At 39.6% G+C, this 22763-nt stretch carries 23 protein-coding genes; 7 read left to right on the top strand and 16 right to left on the bottom strand.

Annotation, left to right across the window (positions count from 1 at the left end):
* Positions 1–438: 438 nt before the first annotated feature.
* Both MOJ78_RS02900 and MOJ78_RS02895 read right to left on the bottom strand, forming a co-directional pair.
* Entirely contained in the window at positions 439–1191 is a 753-nt protein-coding gene (locus MOJ78_RS02900) for a class I SAM-dependent methyltransferase (RefSeq protein ID WP_304979737.1), read from the bottom strand.
* Between the two features lie 22 nt (positions 1192–1213).
* Positions 1214–2350: a DEAD/DEAH box helicase gene (locus MOJ78_RS02895; protein WP_304979736.1), complete on the bottom strand. Its 1137-nt coding sequence runs from the start codon at positions 2348–2350 to the stop codon at positions 1214–1216.
* Positions 2351–2540: 190 nt separating this feature from the next.
* Here MOJ78_RS02895 and MOJ78_RS02890 point away from each other — a divergent pair, with 190 nt between their 5' ends.
* Positions 2541–3473, top strand: a complete 933-nt coding sequence (locus MOJ78_RS02890) for a ketopantoate reductase family protein (protein ID WP_304979735.1) — start codon at positions 2541–2543, stop codon at positions 3471–3473.
* A gap of 9 nt (positions 3474–3482) precedes the next feature.
* Here MOJ78_RS02890 and MOJ78_RS02885 read toward each other — a convergent pair whose 3' ends face one another.
* The 4 genes from MOJ78_RS02885 to MOJ78_RS02870 all read right to left on the bottom strand — a co-directional run bounded on the left by MOJ78_RS02885 (position 3483) and on the right by MOJ78_RS02870 (position 8442).
* On the bottom strand, positions 3483–5054 hold the full coding sequence (locus tag MOJ78_RS02885) for an alkaline phosphatase family protein (RefSeq protein WP_370529757.1): 1572 nt from the start codon (positions 5052–5054) through the stop codon (positions 3483–3485).
* An 81-nt stretch (positions 5055–5135) separates the two neighbouring features.
* The gene (lgt, locus tag MOJ78_RS02880; protein ID WP_304979733.1) at positions 5136–5951 is read right to left on the bottom strand and encodes a prolipoprotein diacylglyceryl transferase; all 816 of its coding nucleotides are present in this window, start codon (positions 5949–5951) and stop codon (positions 5136–5138) included.
* A gap of 149 nt (positions 5952–6100) precedes the next feature.
* Positions 6101–7183, bottom strand: a complete 1083-nt coding sequence (locus MOJ78_RS02875) for a class II aldolase/adducin family protein (RefSeq protein WP_304979732.1) — start codon at positions 7181–7183, stop codon at positions 6101–6103.
* 35 nt (positions 7184–7218) lie between these two features.
* Positions 7219–8442 carry a zinc-dependent alcohol dehydrogenase gene (locus MOJ78_RS02870; RefSeq protein ID WP_304979731.1) on the bottom strand — a complete coding sequence of 408 codons (1224 nt, stop codon included), beginning with the start codon at positions 8440–8442 and terminating at the stop codon, positions 7219–7221.
* A gap of 172 nt (positions 8443–8614) precedes the next feature.
* On the opposite strand from MOJ78_RS02870, the gene MOJ78_RS02865 reads away from it, so the two are divergent.
* Together MOJ78_RS02865 and MOJ78_RS02860 are read left to right on the top strand one after the other, a co-directional pair.
* Positions 8615–9511 carry a diacylglycerol/lipid kinase family protein gene (locus MOJ78_RS02865; RefSeq protein ID WP_304979729.1) on the top strand — a complete coding sequence of 299 codons (897 nt, stop codon included), beginning with the start codon at positions 8615–8617 and terminating at the stop codon, positions 9509–9511.
* Positions 9512–9541: 30 nt separating this feature from the next.
* A complete protein-coding gene (locus MOJ78_RS02860; RefSeq protein WP_304979727.1) occupies positions 9542–10444 on the top strand; it encodes a diacylglycerol/lipid kinase family protein in 903 nt (300 codons plus the stop codon).
* Positions 10445–10629: 185 nt separating this feature from the next.
* Here MOJ78_RS02860 and MOJ78_RS02855 read toward each other — a convergent pair whose 3' ends face one another.
* From MOJ78_RS02855 to MOJ78_RS02845, 3 genes are all read right to left on the bottom strand, one after another.
* On the bottom strand, positions 10630–10785 hold the full coding sequence (locus MOJ78_RS02855) for a hypothetical protein (RefSeq protein ID WP_304979725.1): 156 nt from the start codon (positions 10783–10785) through the stop codon (positions 10630–10632).
* A gap of 487 nt (positions 10786–11272) precedes the next feature.
* Positions 11273–12523 (bottom strand): CYP152 family fatty-acid peroxygenase CypC, encoded by a 1251-nt coding sequence (locus tag MOJ78_RS02850; protein ID WP_304979724.1) that lies wholly within the window; start codon positions 12521–12523, stop codon positions 11273–11275.
* A gap of 142 nt (positions 12524–12665) precedes the next feature.
* Positions 12666–13559 carry a TIGR01777 family oxidoreductase gene (locus MOJ78_RS02845; RefSeq protein ID WP_304979722.1) on the bottom strand — a complete coding sequence of 298 codons (894 nt, stop codon included), beginning with the start codon at positions 13557–13559 and terminating at the stop codon, positions 12666–12668.
* Between the two features lie 300 nt (positions 13560–13859).
* Between MOJ78_RS02845 and MOJ78_RS02840 the strand changes: the two genes are divergently transcribed.
* Together MOJ78_RS02840 and MOJ78_RS02835 are read left to right on the top strand one after the other, a co-directional pair.
* Entirely contained in the window at positions 13860–14042 is a 183-nt protein-coding gene (locus MOJ78_RS02840) for a hypothetical protein (RefSeq protein WP_304979721.1), read from the top strand.
* Positions 14043–14044: 2 nt separating this feature from the next.
* Complete coding sequence (locus tag MOJ78_RS02835; RefSeq protein WP_304979720.1) at positions 14045–15529, top strand: sodium:solute symporter family protein; 1485 nt, start codon at positions 14045–14047, stop codon at positions 15527–15529.
* A 191-nt stretch (positions 15530–15720) separates the two neighbouring features.
* Here MOJ78_RS02835 and MOJ78_RS02830 read toward each other — a convergent pair whose 3' ends face one another.
* The 3 genes from MOJ78_RS02830 to MOJ78_RS02820 all read right to left on the bottom strand — a co-directional run bounded on the left by MOJ78_RS02830 (position 15721) and on the right by MOJ78_RS02820 (position 17917).
* Positions 15721–16143, bottom strand: a complete 423-nt coding sequence (locus tag MOJ78_RS02830; protein WP_304979719.1) for a DUF1801 domain-containing protein — start codon at positions 16141–16143, stop codon at positions 15721–15723.
* A gap of 57 nt (positions 16144–16200) precedes the next feature.
* Positions 16201–16842 (bottom strand): CPBP family intramembrane glutamic endopeptidase, encoded by a 642-nt coding sequence (locus MOJ78_RS02825; protein ID WP_304979718.1) that lies wholly within the window; start codon positions 16840–16842, stop codon positions 16201–16203.
* A gap of 103 nt (positions 16843–16945) precedes the next feature.
* A complete protein-coding gene (locus MOJ78_RS02820) occupies positions 16946–17917 on the bottom strand; it encodes a helix-turn-helix transcriptional regulator (RefSeq protein ID WP_304979716.1) in 972 nt (323 codons plus the stop codon).
* Between the two features lie 110 nt (positions 17918–18027).
* Here MOJ78_RS02820 and MOJ78_RS02815 point away from each other — a divergent pair, with 110 nt between their 5' ends.
* A complete protein-coding gene (locus MOJ78_RS02815) occupies positions 18028–18864 on the top strand; it encodes an SDR family oxidoreductase (RefSeq protein WP_370529801.1) in 837 nt (278 codons plus the stop codon).
* 46 nt (positions 18865–18910) lie between these two features.
* Here MOJ78_RS02815 and MOJ78_RS02810 read toward each other — a convergent pair whose 3' ends face one another.
* Positions 18911–19837: an aminoglycoside phosphotransferase family protein gene (locus MOJ78_RS02810; protein WP_304979715.1), complete on the bottom strand. Its 927-nt coding sequence runs from the start codon at positions 19835–19837 to the stop codon at positions 18911–18913.
* 303 nt (positions 19838–20140) lie between these two features.
* Between MOJ78_RS02810 and MOJ78_RS02805 the strand changes: the two genes are divergently transcribed.
* Positions 20141–20611, top strand: a complete 471-nt coding sequence (locus MOJ78_RS02805; protein ID WP_304979714.1) for a hypothetical protein — start codon at positions 20141–20143, stop codon at positions 20609–20611.
* Positions 20612–20652: 41 nt separating this feature from the next.
* Here MOJ78_RS02805 and MOJ78_RS02800 read toward each other — a convergent pair whose 3' ends face one another.
* The 3 genes from MOJ78_RS02800 to MOJ78_RS02790 form a co-directional block, all read right to left on the bottom strand.
* The gene (locus MOJ78_RS02800; protein ID WP_304979713.1) at positions 20653–21429 is read right to left on the bottom strand and encodes a GNAT family N-acetyltransferase; all 777 of its coding nucleotides are present in this window, start codon (positions 21427–21429) and stop codon (positions 20653–20655) included.
* A gap of 123 nt (positions 21430–21552) precedes the next feature.
* Positions 21553–22239, bottom strand: coding sequence for a hypothetical protein (locus MOJ78_RS02795; RefSeq protein ID WP_304979712.1), 687 nt, complete (start codon positions 22237–22239; stop codon positions 21553–21555).
* Positions 22229–22738 carry an RNA polymerase sigma factor gene (locus MOJ78_RS02790; protein WP_304979711.1) on the bottom strand — a complete coding sequence of 170 codons (510 nt, stop codon included), beginning with the start codon at positions 22736–22738 and terminating at the stop codon, positions 22229–22231. The genes MOJ78_RS02795 and MOJ78_RS02790 overlap by 11 nt, the downstream gene beginning before the upstream one ends.
* Between the last annotated feature and the right edge of the window lie 25 nt (positions 22739–22763).

Here is a 22763-nt window from a genome sequence, read left to right as displayed (position 1 = left end):
TTATATAAGGCTGTTATAGATTGTTGCTTTAACAGTGCAAAAATGAGGCGAACATTTTAGGCAAAATGAATGGTTTCGGAACCCAGAGCCCTTATCTGTGACAAAAATCGCTTTTTCCGATTCTTAGTGGAACTCAAAGCCTCTATTCCTCAAAAAGTGAGCCATATTCAGCAGTATTTAACCAAATAAGGTCTTCTTGTTCCGTTAAATCTGAAAATCATGAGGTTTTAGTGAAAATAAGATCTCCTTGTTCCGGTAAATAGAGTGAATCCTTACTCAGCATCAGGGGCTGTTATCATGCAATAAGCTTCACAAATATTTTATAGTCGATAGCAACAATCTTTTAGAAAACAGCCTTATATAAAGAAAACTCGGCGATTGCCGAGCCTTTAGGCGAGAGAGGTGTCGTAGTTACGCCTATACTATAGAAAGTATTTTTTACACTTTCTTAACTTGAAACAAATATAGTCCGAAGCCGAGCGTGTCTCTGCCCCAACGTAAATAGGTGGATCGCCACTTTCGGATCCGTTCGTTCATCCACTCGACATCCGGATCCTCTGGATGCTCCAAACAATATCTTTCCATGGATGAAGAATATAGCCACTCGTATGCATCCCATTCATCTTCACTCGTAACACTCGCCCACATCGGGATTAAATCCAGTTGTTCAGCAAGCGCAATATTCTCATAATGGGTCAGCAACTCCTCTTCCTCCGCTCCTAATGCCTCCAAATAATCAGGGTCCGGTTTTCGTTTCCAGTATCCTTCCCCGATCAACAAATACCCACCTGGTTTGATCGTTTCACTCAATTGCTCCAACGTCGATCGATAGTCACCAAGCGCATGGGTTGCCCCAAGGCAGATTGCCATATCAAATGATTCCTTGTAACGTTCAATAACCTGTTTCGCATCCTCTTGGATAAAGCTGAGTTGCTCTGAATCGATCAGGTCACTAGTTCGACCCTTTGCTTCATTTAAATAAGCCTCTTCAATTTCAACCGCAGTTCCGATCACACCATATTTTCGGACCAATTGGATAAGCACATCACATTTGCCTGCTCCAACATCAAGTATAGCTTGACCACGATCAAGCTGAACTTTATCAATGACATTCATGAGTTTTTCTTTACTGATCGGATTACAGATTTCGTGATTTCGATGTGCAATTACAGAAAATTTATTTGTATGCATCTCATCCCCCAGTTCGTCTTACTTAGCGCTCATCAACTATTTTCCCTTTGTAAAATGACTTCTTTTGAAGCTGAATATCGAGAGCACGGGCCATTCGATTCAACGACTGCTCCTCACCCTTCGTAACGATTGTAACGACAGTACCGCTCGCACCAGCTCGTCCGGTTCTCCCAGCACGATGGAGGTATTGCCCCTTATCCTCGGACACATCGATCTGAATCACATGCGTCAAACCTTTTACGTCTAAACCGCGTGCTGCTACATCCGTTGCTAAAAGCAGGCTCGTTTTACCGCTGCGGAATTGTTTGAGTGCTGTCTGTCTTTCGTTTTTCTTCAACTCGCTATGAAGCAGTCCCACTGGTACGTTTTTGTAATCCATTTTCTCTTTTAAAACTTGAAGCTCCCCAATATCTTTGCCGAATGCAAGTGCCTTGACGTCAGTCATTCTTGCAAACTTCTCCAGTACCTTGATTTTATCTCTACGTTCACTGATAAAGTATAGGTGATCAACATCGCCCTGCTTAATCGCCTGTTGTTTAACCCTGATCACCTCAGTATTTGCAGTAAGCTCCTTGCCGATCTCCACTGCTTTTTCAGATAAGGTCGCTGAAAATAGCAATAACTGGCGATCGTTCAAGGTCGACTTGATGATCGCTCGAACCGTACCGAGATGTTCTGGCACGAGTAATTGATCGACTTCATCAAGAACCACTGTTTTCACCTCATGCATTTTCAACTTTTTCATTTTAATCAGCTCTTCCACCCGGCCCGGTGTCCCGATGATCACTTGAGGATGTTTCTTTAATTTTTCGAGCTGCCGTTTCGGGTTTGCGCCACCGATTATTGACGCACCCTTGATCCCGCTGTCCTCCGTCCATTTCTGTACCTCTTCAAAAATCTGCATGACCAATTCACGTGAAGATGCGAGGATTACAGCCTGCGGATCATTTTGTTCCACATCAATCCGTTCTAAAATCGGCAGCAGATAAGCGAGGGTTTTTCCTGTACCAGTCGGCGATTCCGCAATTACGTCTTTGCCCTCTAAAATGAACGGAACTGCTTCCGTCTGAATGGTCGTCGGTTCATTAAATCCCGCCTTCTCCCATACCTTTTGGATAAATGGTTTTGTTGTCGATATATAATCCCAATTCGTTGTCATCCGCATTAATCTCCTTACTCATATCTATAATTACGATCCTTATCGCTGATACTAGCGTACACTACCAGCCATTTCTTGAATAGGTTTCATTTGTAGACTGTCCATAATCCTACGTTTATAAAACAAAGGAATTGATCTTTCGTTAGCGAATTTATTCTACATATGTACTTTTAAAAAGGATGGTGGTTACATGAAAATTGTCGTAGTCGGTGCAGGAGCACTCGGGGCATATTTCGGAGCAAGATGGCATGAGGCAGGAATTCCAGTCCAGTTTCTCGTACGGAATCGTCGCGCAAACCAGCTTAAGGAAAATGGCCTTTCAATTCAAAGTCCTCAGGGTGATTACCGGATTGAACAACCGAACCTGGTTGAACATACCGATGAAATCGAACAAGCAGACCTTGTTTTTCTGTCTGTCAAAAGCTATCACCTGAACGATTCCCTTTTTTCCACATTAAAAAAGCTCGTCAACAAGGGCGCAAAGGTTTTACCGGTGTTAAACGGGATCACGCATATCGATGCACTTCAACAAAAGCTTGGAGAAGAAGCAGTTCTAGGTGGGTTGATCCACATCATTTCAACATTAGACGAAAACGGAAATGTCGTCCATTCGAGTGAACAGCATGACTTGACGTTCGGCGCCCTCCACCCGTCACAGCATAGGTTTTGCAGGAAGCTTCAACGAACCTTTGAAGCAGCGAATATGAATAGCATTGTGAGTGACGAAATCCTGCTCAATCTCTGGCTCAAATACACGTTCATCAATGCTTTCTCAGGTGTGACGACTGCTGGTGACTTGAATATTGGAACCATTCGTAAAAACAACACAACATTACAACTAGGTAAAAGCGTCCTGAATGAAATGAAGGATCTCTCCAATGCCTATGATGTGCGATTGACAGATGAACATGTGGAAAAAGCGATTGCCCAAATTCACCGTTTTCCTGGTGAAGCAACCTCATCCATGCACCGTGATAAAGAAAAAGGCTTGCCGCTCGAAGTCGAGCACTTACTCGGAGGGGCGATGAAACTTGCAGAGCACAAAGGAGTGCAGGTTCCGTCAATTAAAGCACTCTATGCACTGATCAAGCCCTATGAAAACGGACCAAAAGCTATATTATAAGCAAAGAAATTAGTTCTTTAATATTTGTAAAATCCAGGATTTCATATCAACAATTCGTAAATGCTTCGGTTTCAAATCAGTGCCTGTTACGATCATCGGAATCAACGAATCATCTTTGTGTATAGACCCGTGTGATGCACCACCCAGATGGGTAGGACTTCCTTCACCAACGAATTCATATCCTGGTTTTGCGTCAACTACGATATATCTTCCCGGATGGGAGCTTAAGGAACTGTATAATCTTGCAAGGACATCCGGATATTTTCCATAATCAATTTGCTCATTTTCTACGGTAAGATCTAAAACGTCAAGTTCTCCGACTAATGACCAAGACTGATCATAACGGTCCTTGTAAGTTCCATTAGGCTCAAAAGTTAACAAGCCTTTGTTTCCTCCTGCAAGCACCTTCGCTGCAGTGCCGTTTTTCCATGCGATAACACCGATTCGATCGTCACGTTTCAAGTGCTTGACGATATCTTCAAGGGATAGATCTTCATCAAGGCTATAAATAAAAGTCATCCGTTCATTTAATCCTAGGACAATTTGATCGTCTTCTTGTATTGGTTCGGTGATCTTGTGAATCCTATACGATTCTAAAATCGATCTTAAATCGATGAATGATTTGTTTTTATCATTTCCTACAGTAGCTTGACCACTATCCCCCATCACAATCCAAACTACATCGTTTAGCGCCTCATCCCATGACTCATAAGCATTTAAAATTTCCTGTAGCTGCTTGTCTACTTTTTCAATGGCACCCAAATGATTGACAGGTCCTTTTTTATGTACATTTTTATCTAGATCAGGAAAATAGGCTATGGTAAAGGCAGGCAACTTTCCATTTTCAATTAAAAATACTAATTCCTGAGCAGAAAATTTATCATTGAACCCAACCCCTTTCCATAGCTGATTGTTTTGATTGTTTTTCGGGCTGTACTGCGCAAGTCTACCATAGGAAAATAGTAATGATGTCTCGATATGTAATTTTTCTGGTACTATGTTTAACTTCGATAACAGTTTTGGAAGGTGTAACATCGTTTTATCTTCCCCGCGATAGACGAGAACGTTAATTGATGAACTTTGTGATCCGGTCATCGCCAGTTCTTCGTGGATTGTTTTCACTTTTCGGCTGAGGTGGGTGTGATTCAGATGATATAGAGTATCTTTCGCAACATTTTTTACTCCTAGTTTAAGTACTTCTTTCCAAGCACTTCCATAGCTTACGAACCGTTTAGTTTTTTCGTCATACCAAACGAGAGCTGGTACTTGATGCTTATCCGAATATGTTCCAGTCAGAAGTGTGCTGTCGATAGTCACTGACATAGTTGGATAGCTGCTGACAACGTTGGGATAATAGCTTCCATGTTTCATAAAAAACTCAAACGCGGGTACTCTTCCTTCTTTTATCGCTTTTTGTAGTGGTTCATCCATTAATGAGTCAATGATTAAAAGTACCACTTGCTTCGATGGCCTTTTAAAAAGTTTAGTTTCCAGAGATTGAGTTACTGGTTTACGAGCTTTTATAAAAAAGATGACCGTTAAAATAGTAATGAGAATAGCAATGGCTAAAACGTATTGCACGTTCTTCATCCTTTAATCCTTTTATTTGAAAAAGGAGTATATTTTGTGATGTAAGATTAGGACCCTTTTACCTTCATCTTATTACATTGCATTATCTAAGTAGCGGATATCGGAATATCCTTTTTTCCTGCGGTACCAGATACCCACCATCACTGCAAAGATTAGTATTACGGAAATAACTTGTGCCACCCGTAACTGTTCAGTCAGCATTAAGCTGTCTGTCCTCATACCTTCGATAAAAAAACGGCCGATCGAATAATAAATGAGATATGATAAAAACAACTCGCCTCTCCTTAAATTTACCCGACGGAGGGACATCAGTACGATAAAACCGCCAAAATTCCAAAGAGACTCATATAAAAACGTTGGATGATAGTATGTCCCATCGATGTACATCTGGTTAATGATAAAATCGGGCAAATACAGACCTTCGAGAAACCCCCGCGTTACAGGACCACCGTGGGCTTCCTGATTAATAAAATTTCCCCAGCGTCCGATTGCCTGAGCCAAAATCAGGCTTGGCGCCAAAATGTCAGCAAGTTTCCAGAAAGAAATATCTTGCATTTTCGCATATACGATGACGGTTAACACCGCACCAATCAGAACGCCGTGCATAGCGAGCCCACCTTCCCAGATGGCAATGATTTCCCCCGGGTGCTCGGCATAATAACCCCATTTGAAAATCACGTAATAAGCTCGTGCAAATATGATTGAAATCGGGATACCAATAGACACTAGATCAAAAAAGGTGTCTTTCGGGAGACCATGCCGCTCACTTTCACGTACGGCTAGCCACAGGCCAATAAATGCGCCGGTAAGGATCATGACTGCATACCAGTAAATTTGTATCGGACCGAGGTCGATCGCAACTGGGTCGATAGTTTTATTCGTTACCATATTCTCACTCCTGCTTTTTTATCATCCTAAAAATTTTCAACACCCATACTGCCTTTGATAAAAACGGGTTAGAAAATAGAGGTACCGGTACAATCATTCCTATCCGTTACAGGTGCAAAACAAAAACCTGCGTTCTTGATTATGGAACGTTATGCCATTGGTACTTGTTGAACAATCTGCCCGTCTATTCGGTCAAAAATATCATCTAAATCCCGCCCGGTAATAGTAAGACCATGATTTTTCAAGCCGATTACAGCTCGAGATGGATCAGGAGCTTTTCTAACTAGATCTGCAACAGCTTCTGCTAATTGTATGGTTCCACAGGGATAGTTCACTTCGGTTGCCTCGATATTATCCATCCATGCATGGATATGTACGATTGCACCTACATCAGGGTGGTCCTTATATATCATCCAATGTTCAATTGCGTCCACAGAAGCTCGCTTTGGCCTGACATTCGGGGGTATACTGATTTCCATCGTGTTTTTGTCGGGATTATATCTTTTAATATATAAAATATCTTGTCCGATTTTTTTCATATTGGATTTATCGATTCCACTTGCACTCATCCAGAAATTTCGGTCATCATGCCGGCTGCTAAGATTTCCATAGCTTAAACCGCCAATTCCATACAACTTTCTTAATTGCCGCATATCCCGTTGGTTCAAATATTTTTCAAGTGGAAACGGTGCTGGAAGCAGATTCATACCATCTAATTTTTTCCCAGACTCATACATTTTACTAGTTGTTTCATTTCCATCCCAAAAAGCACCATCTAAATCGGAAATAAAGTCATTATCGATGACTAGTTGTGCAGAAGCGATCGGCTCAAGCCTATTATAAACATTCTCATAAAAGTCGCTTTCAGAACCATATTGCATTTTATAAAAGCCTTGTTCAGGAGACACGAAATATAATTCCGTCGAATCGCCTCTATGGAGGATATAAATCAAATGATTCGCAAGGGATCTTATCAAGTAGGGGTATGCCGATTCAAATGTGTTTTCAGGTTCTGCATTAACCTCTAGAATTGATATTACAAATGTTGCTTGCGCTTTTCTACGGAAAGGTCTAGGTTTTTCAGGTTCAATGATATTAAATACAACTCTTATTTCTTTGTCCGTATTCTCTTCAAAATCGTATCCCTTCTCGGAAAACGTTTCTTTTAATCCATTTGTAAAATTCTCAAGAAAACCGCTTGGTTTTGTGCCCGTAATTGTAAAGTTTTTCATCCAAATCTACTCCTCTTAAGTAAGTTCTTTTGTTGTTAAGGTTCAAAAACTACTTTTACCGCATCACGACTTGATTTACTTGTAGCTGCTTTTAGAGCACCTTTATAATCATCTAATGGAAAACGATGTGTAATCATTGGTGAAAGGTCCACTTTACCTTCCTTTATCAATTGGATCGCTATTGCAAACGTTCTTACACGTTCTCCCTGGTAAGCCTCTGTGCTATATGCAAAACTTCCTTTGACATCTAATTCATTTAACCAAATCGTTGTCCAATCAATGCCATTCATAATCCCCGCTAGCCCCAAAAGAACGACTTTTCCGCCATTCCTCGTGAAACGCAAAGCATCGTTAATACTCTGTTTTTTCCCAACACACTCAAAGACCAGGTCTGCTCCGCCTTCAATGACCTTCGCACCAAATAACGGGGATAAAACGGAACCGTTGATTTCTTTCACCAATTCATTAACATAGTCCGATCGAGTCAAGTAAATAATTTCATCTGCACCGTAATAGGATGCCAATTTTCCCTGAAATTCATATTTTACAAGGCTGACAATTTTACAAGGCAGGTCCAAGGCCCGAATTGCAGCAATTATACAGATGCCGATTACCCCACCTCCGATTACCAAAACCGTGTCCCCCTTGTTCGGCTGATTACGCATTACACTATGTAAGGCACAGCTTAAAGGCTCAACCATTACTCCATTTAAATCATTAACCTCATCAGGAAGTGGAAATACCTGACTCTTATGGGCTACAAAACTAGAGCTCCACCCCCCACCTGTATCCCGACAAGCCCCTGTCAATAAGCCCGGTGACAGAGAACCTTCTGCTTTTCGTTCACATAAACTATAATTCTGTTCCTGACAGGGGTGACAAGGGTTTTCTATCTCTCTTGCCTCACAAGATAAAATAGGATCAACCACAATCCTTTGTCCCTTTCCAATATTGTTGACATTAGCTCCCACCTCAGTGACAACCCCTACAATTTCATGTCCTATTGTGAATGGAAAAGAAACATATGGAGAGGTTGCAGGACTGTCATTGAGGAATATTAAATTTAGGTCACTTCCGCAAATCCCACTATATTTAACCTTTACTTTCACCCAGTTCTCATTTGGTAAATCCTGTTCATGTTGCTCGTTAAATTGTAAACAGGAAAATCGTGTATCCCAATACACTTTTGACGAAAAACGTCCTGCAATTTTGGTCAAAATATACCGTGGTAAATGATAATTGAATTGAATTGCTTTCAAAGGGCCGCCCCCTCTCTTCTGTAAGAAATCAATACTAATGGATAATATATCCATTATTGAGTTTGTTATTCACTTATTTTCAAAACTGAATATTGAGTATAGAGGAGTAATTGAAATATCTTAAATAGGAGAAATTAATTATTAAACAAAACACAATAAATGAGGCCTTTAAATGAAGACTAATAAAAAAGCGATTGTTATTTATAATCCTGGAGCAGGAAAAAGAAGAAAACACAGACATGTACCTGCAATGATTGGGAATCTTGCTAATCTTGGCTTTGACATAACGACGTATCACATCAAAAATTTTGCCCAACTAGAAGAACCCGTAACAATGGCTTGTAGACATAACGTACATTCCATTTTTATTTTTGGTGGAGATGGAACGGTTAATCGATGTATTCAATGTATATCTAAAGAATCATATCGACCCAAAATTGGAATTATTCCTCTTGGCACGAGTAATGAGTTTGCAAAATATTTAGGTATGCCGACCAAATTAGTTGACGTTTTGCCTATCATCCATAGACAAAATATAAAATCAATTGACATTGGTAAAATCGGCAATCATTATTTTGCAAATATTGCTGCTGCTGGCTGGTTAACTGATATTACATATAAAACTTCTCCTATCCTAAAGTCATGGTTAGGTGAGTTGGCTTACTGCCTTTCTTTTTTTAAATCCTTTTTATTTACAAAACAAACGAATGTAATTACAATAACGCTTCCGCAAAAGAAAATATTGTGTGAGCTCTCTCTGTTTTTAATAATGAATGGGAATTCCGTGGGTCCGTTCGATCGGTTAATTGATTGTATGAATCGTGATGATGGACATTTTCATTTAATCACGTTACAAAAAACAAATAAGTTTAGTTTATTTTTTACATTACTGCTTAAAATGCTTCATCTACCAGATCGCCGGACAATTTTTGAGTATCAAGCGATTCGTTCTATAGATATTTCATTTACGGATCTACTACCTTTTAACCTAGATGGCGAACAAGCACATATTAATAGCCTAAACTTTGAGGTATTACAAGGGCACCTCAATGTCTATACTTTAAAGTAATTATGTATTTCTGAAGAACAGGTGAAAATCATGTATGGCTTTATTATAAATGAACGGTCTGGTAACGGAAGAGGAGCAAAAGTTTGGGAGAAAGTGGAGTCCTTTTTAAAAGATAGGAACATCCCTTACTGCTTTCGCATTACTGAAAAAGCGGGTCACGGGACTCAATTAGTCCATGAAATGCTTGGTGAAAAGAACCTGAAAGCAATCGTAGCAGTCGGTGGTGATGGTACTGTCAATGAAGTGATAAATGGATTAATTGGTTCTGATAAACCTTTAGGGATTTTACCGTCGGGCTCCGGAAATGATCTTTGCCGTGCGCTCAACATTCCGCTAAATTGGAAGGGTGCATTGCAAAGGGTGCTAGAATGTAATATACGTACAATTGATTTAGGTGAAGTAACATGCCGAAACGATAAACCACGGTTCTTTACAACCGTGACAGGTATTGGGTTTGATGGGCAAGTTGCTCAAACAACCAATGAATCCTTTTACAAAGGAATTTTAAATAAATTCCAAATGGGGAAAGCCGTATATATACTAAGTGTATTCAAAGTATTAATGAACTTCAAACCTTCAAACATTGAACTATCAATTGATGATAACCGTAAATATGTATCAAACGTTTGGCTTGTGGCTGTAGCTAATTCGAGCTTTTATGGGGGAGGAATGAAAATATCTCCTCAAGCAAAAATCGATGATGGATGGTTAGACGTTTGCATAGTCCAAAACCTGTCTAAATGGGGGCTGATAAAGTTGTTTCCATACGTCTATCAAGGAAAACATATTCATCACCCTTCTGTAACAACTTTTCGATGCAAAACAATTGATATACAATCTGATGTTCCATTTACCTTCCATACCGATGGTGAAATAATTGGACAAACACCCTTACTGATTCGGACTAATCCAAATTGTTTACATGTTGTTTAAAATCAATGTTGTTTTAAGGATTACCTTTTATTTTAAAAAATGTCTTCATACTCGAATTCATAAAATGCAATGACTGTATCGATTGTTTTTTTGATTATTTCTTTGAATAGGTTATGCACGAGTCCCGAAACCACCTTTCCATAAATGTTCGTTAATGAAATTAAGTCTAAAAATCAAGACGTTCTTTAATCTAATAAATTTTCTTGTTCATCAAGATTCTTAATGGGAATGGTAAAGCGGGTAGTCATTGCATTGATGGTAAATTTTTTTCTAAGATTATAAATTGTAAATCCCGTCACACCAATTAATATAAGTGAGAAGATTTTTGACTCATAGTTCATATATGTTTTCCTCCTAAAATATTTGGTAATTTGCTACTAATAGTATGGAATACCAATTATGAATTATACCGGACCGATTAACTATTTTTTGGGGATTTTTTTAATGCACACTGAGGCCTGTTATATACAGATACCTATTAAAAATAGGGCAGCTGAAAATGTACTGTGGACCTAATAATACGTAGCGCCTGTTTTCAGAAGAGTTATTCAGGCTCTATTATCACCAACGGACCAAGCGGTTGTTAAAAGGGGGTGACAATAGCCCAGAGCAGAAGTCGCTCTTCATTCAAATTAGGTTCTTCAGTGAAAGTCCCTACTAATTGCAACCTCATCAGCTATTTACCTCCTTAAAAGTCTTTCCACCCTTCCAAACAAATCCCCAAAACTATAACCTGCAGAGTAAAATTGCAGGTTATTCAGAACAAAGGACACAGGAAAGATCGCCACCTACTGTGGGAAGTCTATAGTAACGTACATTCTGAAGACTTTATTTTCGTCTAATATTCTTCATTACAAATCCGCTTTCAGGCAAGTTCGGCATTTTTACCAAGCTGTAGCTAAGATCCTGTTCCGGAACTTCAAACGAAACCTTGTTGATAAGGAAATCGATGCTCGCCTTCATGACTTCAACGGTTATACCTTCGCCAGGGCAGCGATGTCCCTTGGCAGGATCGCCTCCACCTTGGGGTATGAAATCAAATAAGCTACCCTCCCATTCCTCAAACCGCTCCGGTCGGAATTCATTTGGGTTCTCCCAAAGCCGGGAGTCATGATTCGTACCGTACATATCCAGCAGGACGAGCATCCCTTCATTAAATTTACATTTGTTCCAACTAAAATCTTTACGTACTCTTGCACCTACAAAAGGACCAAACGGATAGTATCGCCGAACTTCCTGTGCGAACATTTCCAAATAATCACTTTTACCTGATTGCAGCTTCTCTTTACACTCTGGATGCTTGTGCAATGCTAAAGCAGAAAAGGTAATGAAGGTTGCAATCGCGACAATTGGACGCAATACGTTGATCAGTTCCACTGCAGCCATTTGCGTATCCAACTCGCTTCCATCTAGTTCCTTGTGAAATGCCATAGCAGAAAGTGCCGAACCTTCCTCAGCACCCAGCTTACCAGCACGGACATCTTCAATAACACCTCTGATCCATTCTTCAGCTCTGTTCCTGGCTCTTCTTCCTTTCCAGTGCCGCGGTCCAACCGCTCCGAAGGCATCAACCATTGCGCTAAAGTCATCTGCACGCTCTTTTACTTCAGATTCCTTTAACGGAACCCCAGCCCAATCGCACGCTGTCCGGCATAAAATATCCTTTGCTTCATCAAAAAGTACAACCTTCTCGGCACCTTCCCATTGGCTGATTGAAGCCTGCCACTGCTCAATCGTAAGTTCAGCTAGCCTCTTCTGATGCTTTGCGGTCATCAGCGACATAAAAAGAAGCTTCCGGTGAATATGCGCTTTACCATCCATCGTTTGGATTCCGCCCACGCCAAACAATGATTTTTGGATCCGTTTTGGTGCGGCACCCTTACGCTGAAACCGTTCCGAGTCATAAAACACCTTCGCAGCTTCTTGACCACTCATACAAATGACCTTTTGCCCCATCAAGCGTGCTTCAAATAAATCAGACTCGTACCGATCAACCCTGTTTTGGATAAAAAGATACCCCTCTTGCATCAGTGCAAGACTGTTATCGAGGCTTTTATCATGTGGGACTTGTTCGTTCATGGACATGACTTCACCTGCTCCTTTTAATTCCAGACTTGGAGGTCTTATAACCCTAGTATTTAAACGTTCCTTTGTTTTTAAACATCTGTAAATACTTCAAAAAAAATAGTGCAACCTTATCGGCTGCACTAGTAACACCTTATTATGTTCTCTTCAGTATTTGTTGAAGTGCCTCTTCAATGGTTTTGAATTTAAAGTTATATCCTTCTCTTTCTAACCTCTCCGGAATAACCCAACGACTTTTCAAAATCAACTCGGTTTCTGTTCGAATTAACAATGCTCCAATCTCAAGCAACCATTTCGGAGATGGCAAGCCTATCTTTCGATTCATCGTTTTGCGCAACTGCTGCATGAATTGGCGATTTGTAACAGGGTGAGGTGCCGAGCAATTGAACACACCACTCAATTCTTCTTTGTCCATTAGAAATAGAATGATGTTATATAAATCTTCTATATGAATCCAACTGAATTTCTGATCCCCAGACCCTTGAACCCCTCCGAGTCCAAATCTGATTAAATTTTTGAAAGGTGCCATCACACCACCAGTCTCACCTAATACAATCGCAATCCTTAATGCAACTTGCCTCGTTTTTGGCAATTGAAAACCAAAAAATGCATGCTCCCATTCTTTGGCTACGTCAACCGAAAAACCAGTTCCAATTTCACCACTTTCCTCAGTCATGGGACGATCTTCAGCATGTCTGTAAATCGTGGCTGTACTCGAATTGATCCATAATGGGGGTGGATTTTTACATTCTAATAGTGCATTTCCAAGTAATTTCGTTGTCTCTGTTCTTGACGTTACGATTTCTTCCTTATTCTGATTCGTGTAGCGACAGTCTACGGACTTCCCTGCAAGATTGACCAATAGCTCGGAATCTTCCATTGCCTCTACTATTCCGGCGTGGTCACTCCAAGTAATAAAGGGGGGCTTTCTTGAGATGATTTTTACTTCATATCCTAAATCGTTGAATTTTCCCTCAAAATATTTACCGATAAAACCAGTTCCACCAGCGAAGACAACTTTCTTTTTCATTTAAATCAACTCATTTCTTATAGGTAGAAAATCTTTCAAGTGTTAGCTGAACGACTAATCGTCCTATTGCTCGCTAAGATGTGGACGTTTTTAAGAATGTTACGCGTCAATTTACAGTGCTATGATTTCACTGTTTTTGTGAAATTCTTCACATAGATTATATCTAATTTTCCCAATAATTGAAACCCTTTAAAACTATTATCGTCGTGTCTTTATAAGTGTCTTTACATATGAGTATTCTTATGTACAATTAAGTTTGTGTTCATACTAATCTTACTTGAAAAATATAGGGGTGATCGTTTGGAATCGAGAGAATGGAAGTGGGGACTCGTAATTCTAGGCATTGTACTGATAGGATACATCCTACCGTACACTTTGCTTACGAATATCGCTGCGTGGTATGGCAGTTTATTATTGTGGTCACTTCTCGCAATCATGATTATTATAGTCAATTATTTCTTGACGAAGGATTGGGGTGAATAACGTTGAGTACGAATATGGTTTGGTGGACGATTGCTATTTATATCATCATTGCACTTTATATCGCCTATTTATCAAGAAGCGGCAAACAAAATAATATGGCAAGTTATTTTATCGGCGATCGAAAGTTGAATGGATTTGTATCGGCATTAAGCTATAGTGCAACGACATATAGCGCTTTTATGTTGGTCGGTTTAGCGGGTCTGACATACAAAGGCGGGGTTGGTGCATTCGGATTTGAAATCATTTATTTTATGGGCGTTTCATTAGTCGCTTTTTTTGGTCCAAGATTCTGGCTAGTCGGCAAGAAATATGGATATGTAACACCGTCAGAAATGTTAGGGGATCGCTATGATAATAAAATGGTAGCAGTAGTCGTTTCAATAACCAGCTGCCTGTTTCTCATCCCTTACAGTGCGGTTCAACTGGCTGGAGTAGGCTATTTATTGCAAGGGATGACGAATGATGCGATACCTTTTACGACAGGTGTTGTCCTTGCTACAGTACTTGCGATCGTATTCTCCTTCATTGCAGGAATCAGATCGGTTGCGTGGACAGATTCATTGCAAGCATTGCTGATGATTATTACATCAACGGTGGTGGTATTACTTATTATTAAGGGATTAGGCGGATTAGGTGGCTTTTTCGATTTACTCAAAACGGACCAGCCTGAATCATTGACTGTCCCAGGAAACGGATTTTTCAGCTTTACAACCTTTTTAGGGCTGACAATTCCATGGTTTTTCTTTAGTCTTTCTAATCCACAGGTCAGTCAAAGATTGTTCATGCCATCCTCACTGAAAAGTTTAAGGTACATGTTGATGGGATTTTTAGTATTCGGATTTATTTATACCATCGTATCTGTTGTCTGGGGATTCTCTGCTTCCCTTATGTTTCCTGATTTAGCTAATGCGGATCTTGCAACACCAAAGCTATTATCCTCTGATTTGGTTCCTCCGATTCTAGGGGCGATCGTGATGGTCGGAATCATGGCGGCAGCAATTTCCACAATTGATTCGATCCTGCTTACACTATCCTCTCTGTTTGCAAGAGATATCTATGGAAACCTGAAGAATGAAACGGATGATCAGAAACAGCTTTTTGTCGGAAAAGTCGTCATTCCGGTCATTGCAATCCTCGCATTTCTATTTGCACAGTTAGAGGTCAATTTGATTGCAGTACTATCTGTCGCCTCATCTGCAGGTTTAATTGTAGCCGTTCCAGCGATCGTTGGCGCCTTTTTTTGGAAAAGGGGGACTTCCGCTGGTGTTTTAACAAGTGTAATTGGAAGTGGATTAATGGTAATCCTTTTTGAACTGACCAATATAAAACCTCTGGGACTTGCTTCAGGTATATGGGGAATTGTCGTATCTTCACTCCTGTTCATCATTGTGAGTTTATTGACGACTGCTCCTGAGAAAAAAGCAAATGAATTCTTGAGCTATATAAAAACAGAATTGGGAAAATTAAAAACAGTCAAGACAAAATAGGAAAAAGGGGACTGACCCAAAGGTAAAATAACATTATCTTTGGTCAGTTCCTTTAATTTTGTAAGGATTAAGCAACTTTAATGTATCTCATTGTGAATAATTCCTAATATAAAACTCAAATGGGACTGTCCGACATCAACCAGACGATGCTTGGATCAGCCCCCACCTTGTTAAAATCGTATCCATCACTGTCATTCATTGGGATACATTTCGTTTAAAAACTTTATAGATTGGGTAATCAGCGCTTTTAAAACATCAACATCAATATCTGCCACCTTATTGATGTATACACACGCTTTACCCGAAGTGTGTTTTCCAAAGTCCTTTAACAATTCTTCCCGCTTCTTATCTCCCGTCGCAAAATACAAACTTGTTTTTGCTTTCCGAGGTGAAAAGCCGACAAGAGGTGCATCGCCTTCATGACCGGATTCATATTTGTAATGATATGAACCAAATCCAATAATGCTCGGTCCCCACATCTTCGCTTTATACCCTGTCGTTTCAGTGAAAATATCTAATAGCTTATAGGCGTCTTCGCGTTTCTTAGGGCTTTCCACATTTTCAATAAACTCAATTACACTGTTGTCATTTTCTTTTGTTTTTAATTCATACATAATTATAATCTCCCCTTTTCCTAAAGATTAAGTTCAAATGTCCGGTAATTCGGCAGGTTATTTAACAAAAAACCAATAAACACACATAATCCCGAGATCTCCTAAAGCATGACTAATCACGGTTCCGATTATCGAACCTGTTTTCTCACGCATATATCCCCAAAAAAGACCAGCAATAAAGACAGGAAGAACTGCAATGGCATTTAACGGCCACTGAAACATCGGAATCACCGAAAGAAAATGATAAAGTGTATAACAGGCTGATGCTATCCAAATCGCATGGATCGGTTTCACTTTTTCTTTTAATCTAGTATACATAAATCCTCGCCAATAAACCTCTTCTAATATTGGATTAACAATAAGTAAAACAAGGATTAAGCCAAATACACCATTGCCTGAAAAGCCCCATTCAGTAAGTAATTTTTGAAGGTGCTCTACATCGATAAAGTATGGATGCAACCAGTACAGACCTCCAAAAATGAATAGGAAAAAGACTCCTCCACTTAAAATCCCATACCGAATTGATCTTTGAGGATCCTTCGAGACTAATTCACCTATAGTAAAGCCTTTACTGATTAAAGGAACCAACAATAACCAACTATAAAATAATATAAAAGTAATCAGAACATTCTCTAGCAGTTGCAATCCAATAAAAATCATCAAAGTTGGACCTAACAACAATAAGAACAAATTCTTCACATCAATCCCCCATCTGTTTTACACAGTATTTTTAGGGTCTTCGGAATACGTAGTGGAATTAGTAGTTTAATAGCTCATTAACCAATACACCATAACTCGGAATTTATCCTTTGTTTTGTTTATAAAATGCAACAGCGGATTCAGCCATTTCGAGAATCTTATTGTGTAGTTCTTTGGGTTCAATCACCTTTATTTGGTCGGCAAAGCCTAATACATACCCCTTTGCCTCTTCTTCTGTATCAAAAGAGAGTTTAACAGGTATCCAGTCTTCCCTACTAGTATCCCCGATTTCACTTATACGTACAAAACGGCCGGAGAATTTTAACCTCGGTAAGATAGACTGCGTGACCTCTACCCATACTTCGTAAGTCGGCAATTTCTCTAAAAAGGTTTTTGTTGAAGATCTCCAGTATTGAGCAAGATCAAAGTTCTTTGGCCGTTTAAATGTTTCATTAACAGGTACAGCATATTGAATCCGTGAAGCCCTATAATTTCGTATTTCACCATTTTCTTTGGAGGCGATAAAGTACCAGAGATCCCCCTTCGCCACCAGTCCAAGTGGCTCTACAATACGATCATCCGTTTTTCCGTCTGCTCGTTGATATACGATTTTTAATTTATTTTCTTTCCATATTGCATTTTTAAGGACTTCGAAGGACACTATTTTTTCTTTTTGCCTTCGCCATGAACTCGTGTCAATATGAATGCGGTTCCAAACATCATTAGCATTTTTACGGTATATTGAAGGAAGTGAGGCTATCAGTTTATTTCTAGCTTCTTCAGATGTACGGGTCAATCCTAGATCGTCAAGCAATTGTACGGAAGGTGAAACAAACAAAGCACGGATTTCAGATTCTTTCAATCCGGTTAAGTCTGTCTGATAGTCATCTAACAATGACCAACCCCCATTTTTACCACGCTCTGCAAAAACTGGAATGCCTGTACCGCTTAAGCCTTCCATATCCCTATAAATGGTTCGTTCGGAGACTTCCAACCTCTCTGCTAATTCTTTTGCTGTCATTTGCCCTTGTGCCTGCAATAACAAAAGAATAGATACCAACCGATCCGCTCGCATCACTCTCACCTTTTATATATATATTTATTATATTTATTTAATTAAATATGACACTTGTTGTCAAGAATTAACCATTATAATGAAAATATCACGCACATGAAAGGAATGGGATAGATGAAACGACTAACAGGAAAGATTGCTCTCGTAACAGGAGCAAGCAGAGGAGCCGGTCCGGCATTGCTGTAGAATTAGGAAAAGCTGGGGCAACAGTTTATGTAACGGGACGTAGCACTAAAGGGACTTCCACCAATAATTGGCCTGGAACAATTGATGACACCGTTTCTCAAATTATAGCTTCTGGTGGAAAGGGTATTGCGATTCGTTGTGATCATACGGACGATTCAGAAACGGAATCCGTAATCACTCAAATTCGTAAAGAACAGGGAAAATTAGATATTCTTATCAATAATGTGTGGGGGGCGCATGATCTTGGTGTTGAAGCCAGACCATTTTGGGAGTTACCATTGAAGAATTGGGATACGATGTTCACTGCTGGTGTGCGTGCCCAGTTGGCTACGAATCATTTCGCCATTCCGTTACTTCGCGAGAATAAACAAGCCCTCATCATCCACACGACCTTTTGGGACGATGACAAGTACACTGGACAATTTTATTACGATTTAGCAAAAAACGCACTAATTCGCATGGCTTATGGACTATCAATAGAGTTAAATCAGGACAACATTGCCGTTCTTGCAGTTTCTCCCGGATTTATGAGGACGGAGCTTGTGTTGAAGCACCATAAAGTAGATGAGGAGCATTGGCAGGAGTCAGAAGAATTAAAGAAAACGGAAACTCCTTATTATGTTGGACGTGGAATAAAAGCATTGGCAAGCGATCCAGACGTTATGGAGAAAAGCGGACAGGTGTTAAGAGTTGGTGATTTAGCCAAAGAATATCAGTTTACCGATATAGATAACCGGTTTATCCCACCGTTTAAATTATAATTTTCAGATGTTGGAAGATAAGGTAGCGCTACCCACTTTTTAAGCGTCACTTCATATCGATTATCGCTCCGTAATGAGTTTCATACAGCTTTTCAAAGATTTCAATACCTTGGTAGAAGCTTTCACAGTAGGAGCCATCATCATCAACGGACCATGCTGTTGCCACCACGGTGTGGCAATAGCCCCAAAGTAGAAGTCGCTCTCTATTTAAGTTGAGTTCTTCTGTGAAAGTATCTGCCCGTTTTTCAATTACTTCATATGCTCCTTGATCTGGCAGTTTATTCAGCATATATTGTATCAGGTCATACTCAATCTCTCCGATCAAGCCTTTCGGATCAATTGCTGTCCACACCCCTTCCCCAGATGAAAGCACGTTATAATGGTGAAAATCTCCATGGAGCAGCAGCCGTTTTTCAGTTGTTTCGTTCATATATGTAAAGATCTTCAACGCTCGTTCCAGCACTTCTATTGATATAGGTCCGAATCCATCCTTATGTCGCTTTACAATCTCCCGAAGACTTTCTTCCCTAACTTTTACCGTTGGAATTCTAGTTTCAGGCGGTGCGGGTATAGACAAATTCCTCACAACCTCAGCTGCGATACGGCAGGCTTCGTCGTGATCATCTAATTCAGCAAGGGTATGGCCAGGGGATAACCTTTCTAAAAGGATGATTCCTTTTTCCAAATCTGAATCGACCAACTGGACAATCCCTTTCTCTCCAAATAATCGTAAAGCCTCTAGCTCATCAAGAAAACCTTCACTCGAGATGCAGATCTTTACCACGACTTCTCTCCCGTTATCCATTTTTGCAGGCGCGACATAATTGACGGAAAGGGAATACGCTTCTTCCATCTTCATCGACCATTTTTGTTCGCAGTAAAGGATCAATTCCGGTAACTGGTTTAACCATGCCTCTCCCCTTTCTTTAAAAAATAAGCGAACAGACTGAACAAATTGCTTTTGCAGTTCCATCACGAACTCCCCTTCTCGATCTACATTATATCTAATACAACGATTTAATTTTTGAAGTTCTTTCTTTTTCCATTCTAAACTCTTCTAAACTACTTATGTCTATTAAAACACTTTTCATCGTAATTCCGCAGTTTTATATAGTATATTTTGGTATAATAGTCATTAATTCACTACGGTTCATATATATGTACTTAGGAGAAGAATGGGGGGATTCATATCGTTTATATTGTTATCGGTAGCGCACTTATAATAATCATTCTACTGTTATTACTAGCAGACAAGTTTGCTACTTACTCTGAGTTTATGGGCAGCTTTCAAATAGGCACTTATGGAAAACTGATTAAAGGACTATCGATTGCCGCTGTCTTAGCCGTTTCATACGGCATCTATTTCGAGGTAACGTATCAACCACCATTTCTAGATATCCAGGTAAAAGGAACTGAGTATACAGTGTTTGGAGAAATCGGTGAAATCGGCTATTATGCGGACAGTCTTGTAAGAGAAGACAAGAAAATAAAGATCCGTCTAGTTACTTGGGAAAAAATCAATATAACTGACGATGGAAAAATAACAATAACGATCAACTATCCATCCGGTAAAGAGGAGACATGGGTTTCGAAAGTCATTCCACTTGAAAACGAATCCCTTAATCATCTAAAAGATGAATTTGAAATCAAAGGGATTTATGAACTTGAGTCGTTTACTTTCGAAGAATCTGGAGATACGGATTTGACAATCGATGGCGACAAAGAGTTCGAAATTGAAGTTAAATAGGTTTGAGCATTATCTTTGAGCAGGAGAGTGTGGCCTTTTGTCTACACTCTCCTGTTTTTAAAATACTTATAGTATGATTCAGTATGTGCCTTGATTGAGCACCCATTGTTCAAGAACACTTTTTGCATTCTTACATTGGTTTCATGAGTGCTTCCTATGTAATATGTTGCTCCCATTTGTTTTAAAAAAGACAGTGATTGCAGGTGAATGAGAGTACTTTGCCCTCTCCCTTGTTCTTCAGGCACTAGTCCGAAGTAGAACAACCTTCCTTCATCCAGCGTACCAGGTTCGATGTGAGGAATCGAGACTCCAATTGGTTTATCCTGTACATATACGAGTTTACAAGAGCTCCTCCAATTATCCCCTAACTCACTTTTTACTGAATCTAGATGTTCGTCCATCGAAAGTGTAGAGGATGCATTTTCGGAACTAGACATACATCGCTCCCAATAATGCTTGAATTCGTCTTCAGAAATTGTAAAATCACTTAAGGAACGCCATTCGAACCCGTTAATATTAATATCGAGATCATCTAAGTCCCGGTAGACTTCAACTCTCGAAGCATAAAGTTCAAATCTGAAATCTTTTAAGATATTGGAAAGGTCAGTATAGTGTTCAGACGACCTGTTGATGGATGCACTTATTCTCTTAATCTGTAAGTCTTCACCTATTGAAATCAACCTTCTAAGTTTACTCTCCATAATCATATGATCGAACTCTATAGCATCCTTCTCTTCGATCCCGATGTAATTCGGCAGACCATTCAATACTTTGAACGTGTCGAAAAGAAGGTCTTCTACCACTCTTATACGACTCAAACGGAATCATCCTCTCATTTAAACTCTCCAAAAACATAGCTTCGAGACTGCATTTTAATATCCTTCCAAAAATAATAAAGAGCGTGACCACCTTAATGGAAAACGCCCTTCAATAAATACTGATCAATACATTGAATTAGCAATCTCTAATAAATCCTCTTTTGTATACGAATTCTCAATATCAGGGAAAACGATAATCATTAAATCATACGATTGTTTTTGTTCCTCACTATACCACCTCAATAGTTTAGCGTGTTCTTTATCAATCCAACCTGCCGTTTCACCCGTTTCCAATTCTACTATTTTATCTACGTCCTCATTATCAATAAATTCTTTCCTAAAGCCGTCCCAAAATGTTGTAACGTGCAACGTTCTGTTTTCACCGTTAAACATCACGTTAACTAAGAGCACTTTGTTCTTCACTGGATTCTTTGTAGGACTTACCTGGACACTTATAACCTCAAACGGTATCGATTCTATCGTTGGGACCTTAATTTTATTTCGGACGCCTTCAGGTAATTCTTTGACGTCATTTTCGATCTCAGGAAATTGATCGACCAATTCATTTAATTCCGTCCGGCTATCATTTGCTGTGTTGAATAAACCACCCTCATTTATCGTATAAAAGCTGAGAAAACATAATAATACTAGAGAAGTGATGCCTGCAAGCAGCGGTTTCCACGTTCTTCTTTTTGTAACTTTTTCATCTGTCTGCTCTGAACTTAAATTTACTAGGATTCTCTGTTTTTGTTCATTGTTCAGTGAATGCTTTGGAAGGTTCCTTAGGTTATTTTGAATATCATCTTTCATAGCTAAAGCCCTCCTTTTCTAAAATCACCCGCAGCTTTTTTAAAGCCCGATGGAACTTGACGTTCACCGTATTTTGACTGCATTTCAGAATAACGCATGTTTCCTCGGAAGATAGCTCCAAAATCCCTCTAAGTATCACGACTTCTTTATGTGGGCGAGACAGCCGTTCGATTGCGTTGACCAATTCCACACTATCAAGATTTTCAATTATTTTATTTTCTATGCCGTTTGAAGCTGTTTCGTCTGCAGATATCACGTGCTTGATTCTCTCCCATACCTTTCTTCTTCGATAACGATCGATGACAATATTTCTTGCAATCGAGATGAGCCAAGTTTTAGGATGCGAATCCCCTTTAAAATTTGATAATTTATTTATTGCCACTAAAAACGTTTCCTGGACAAGATCTTCTACATCAAGTGAACCTGTATAATAAGCAAGAAAGCTTGTAATATCTTTCTGATAGCTCTCAAACCATTCTTCGATTGAATGCTCCCCCATTCCATCCCCTCCTACTAATTGGACG

Source organism: Alkalihalobacillus sp. AL-G (genome assembly GCF_030643805.1).
GTDB lineage: Bacteria > Bacillota > Bacilli > Bacillales > Fictibacillaceae > Pseudalkalibacillus.
This window is presented reverse-complemented; position numbering and strand designations above follow the sequence as displayed.

Coding starts and splice junctions, on each gene's coding strand:
- MOJ78_RS02900 (WP_304979737.1), bottom strand. CDS start 1,191: ATGCATACAAATAAATTTTCTGTAATTGCACATCGAAATCACGAAATC.
- MOJ78_RS02895 (WP_304979736.1), bottom strand. CDS start 2,350: ATGACAACGAATTGGGATTATATATCGACAACAAAACCATTTATCCAA.
- MOJ78_RS02890 (WP_304979735.1), top strand. CDS start 2,541: ATGAAAATTGTCGTAGTCGGTGCAGGAGCACTCGGGGCATATTTCGGA.
- lgt (WP_304979733.1), bottom strand. CDS start 5,951: ATGGTAACGAATAAAACTATCGACCCAGTTGCGATCGACCTCGGTCCG.
- MOJ78_RS02875 (WP_304979732.1), bottom strand. CDS start 7,183: ATGAAAAACTTTACAATTACGGGCACAAAACCAAGCGGTTTTCTTGAG.
- MOJ78_RS02865 (WP_304979729.1), top strand. CDS start 8,615: ATGAAGACTAATAAAAAAGCGATTGTTATTTATAATCCTGGAGCAGGA.
- MOJ78_RS02860 (WP_304979727.1), top strand. CDS start 9,542: ATGTATGGCTTTATTATAAATGAACGGTCTGGTAACGGAAGAGGAGCA.
- MOJ78_RS02855 (WP_304979725.1), bottom strand. CDS start 10,785: ATGAACTATGAGTCAAAAATCTTCTCACTTATATTAATTGGTGTGACG.
- MOJ78_RS02850 (WP_304979724.1), bottom strand. CDS start 12,523: ATGAACGAACAAGTCCCACATGATAAAAGCCTCGATAACAGTCTTGCA.
- MOJ78_RS02845 (WP_304979722.1), bottom strand. CDS start 13,559: ATGAAAAAGAAAGTTGTCTTCGCTGGTGGAACTGGTTTTATCGGTAAA.
- MOJ78_RS02830 (WP_304979719.1), bottom strand. CDS start 16,143: ATGTATGAATTAAAAACAAAAGAAAATGACAACAGTGTAATTGAGTTT.
- MOJ78_RS02820 (WP_304979716.1), bottom strand. CDS start 17,917: ATGCGAGCGGATCGGTTGGTATCTATTCTTTTGTTATTGCAGGCACAA.
- MOJ78_RS02810 (WP_304979715.1), bottom strand. CDS start 19,837: ATGGAACTGCAAAAGCAATTTGTTCAGTCTGTTCGCTTATTTTTTAAA.
- MOJ78_RS02805 (WP_304979714.1), top strand. CDS start 20,141: ATGGGCAGCTTTCAAATAGGCACTTATGGAAAACTGATTAAAGGACTA.
- MOJ78_RS02795 (WP_304979712.1), bottom strand. CDS start 22,239: ATGAAAGATGATATTCAAAATAACCTAAGGAACCTTCCAAAGCATTCA.
- MOJ78_RS02790 (WP_304979711.1), bottom strand. CDS start 22,738: ATGGGGGAGCATTCAATCGAAGAATGGTTTGAGAGCTATCAGAAAGAT.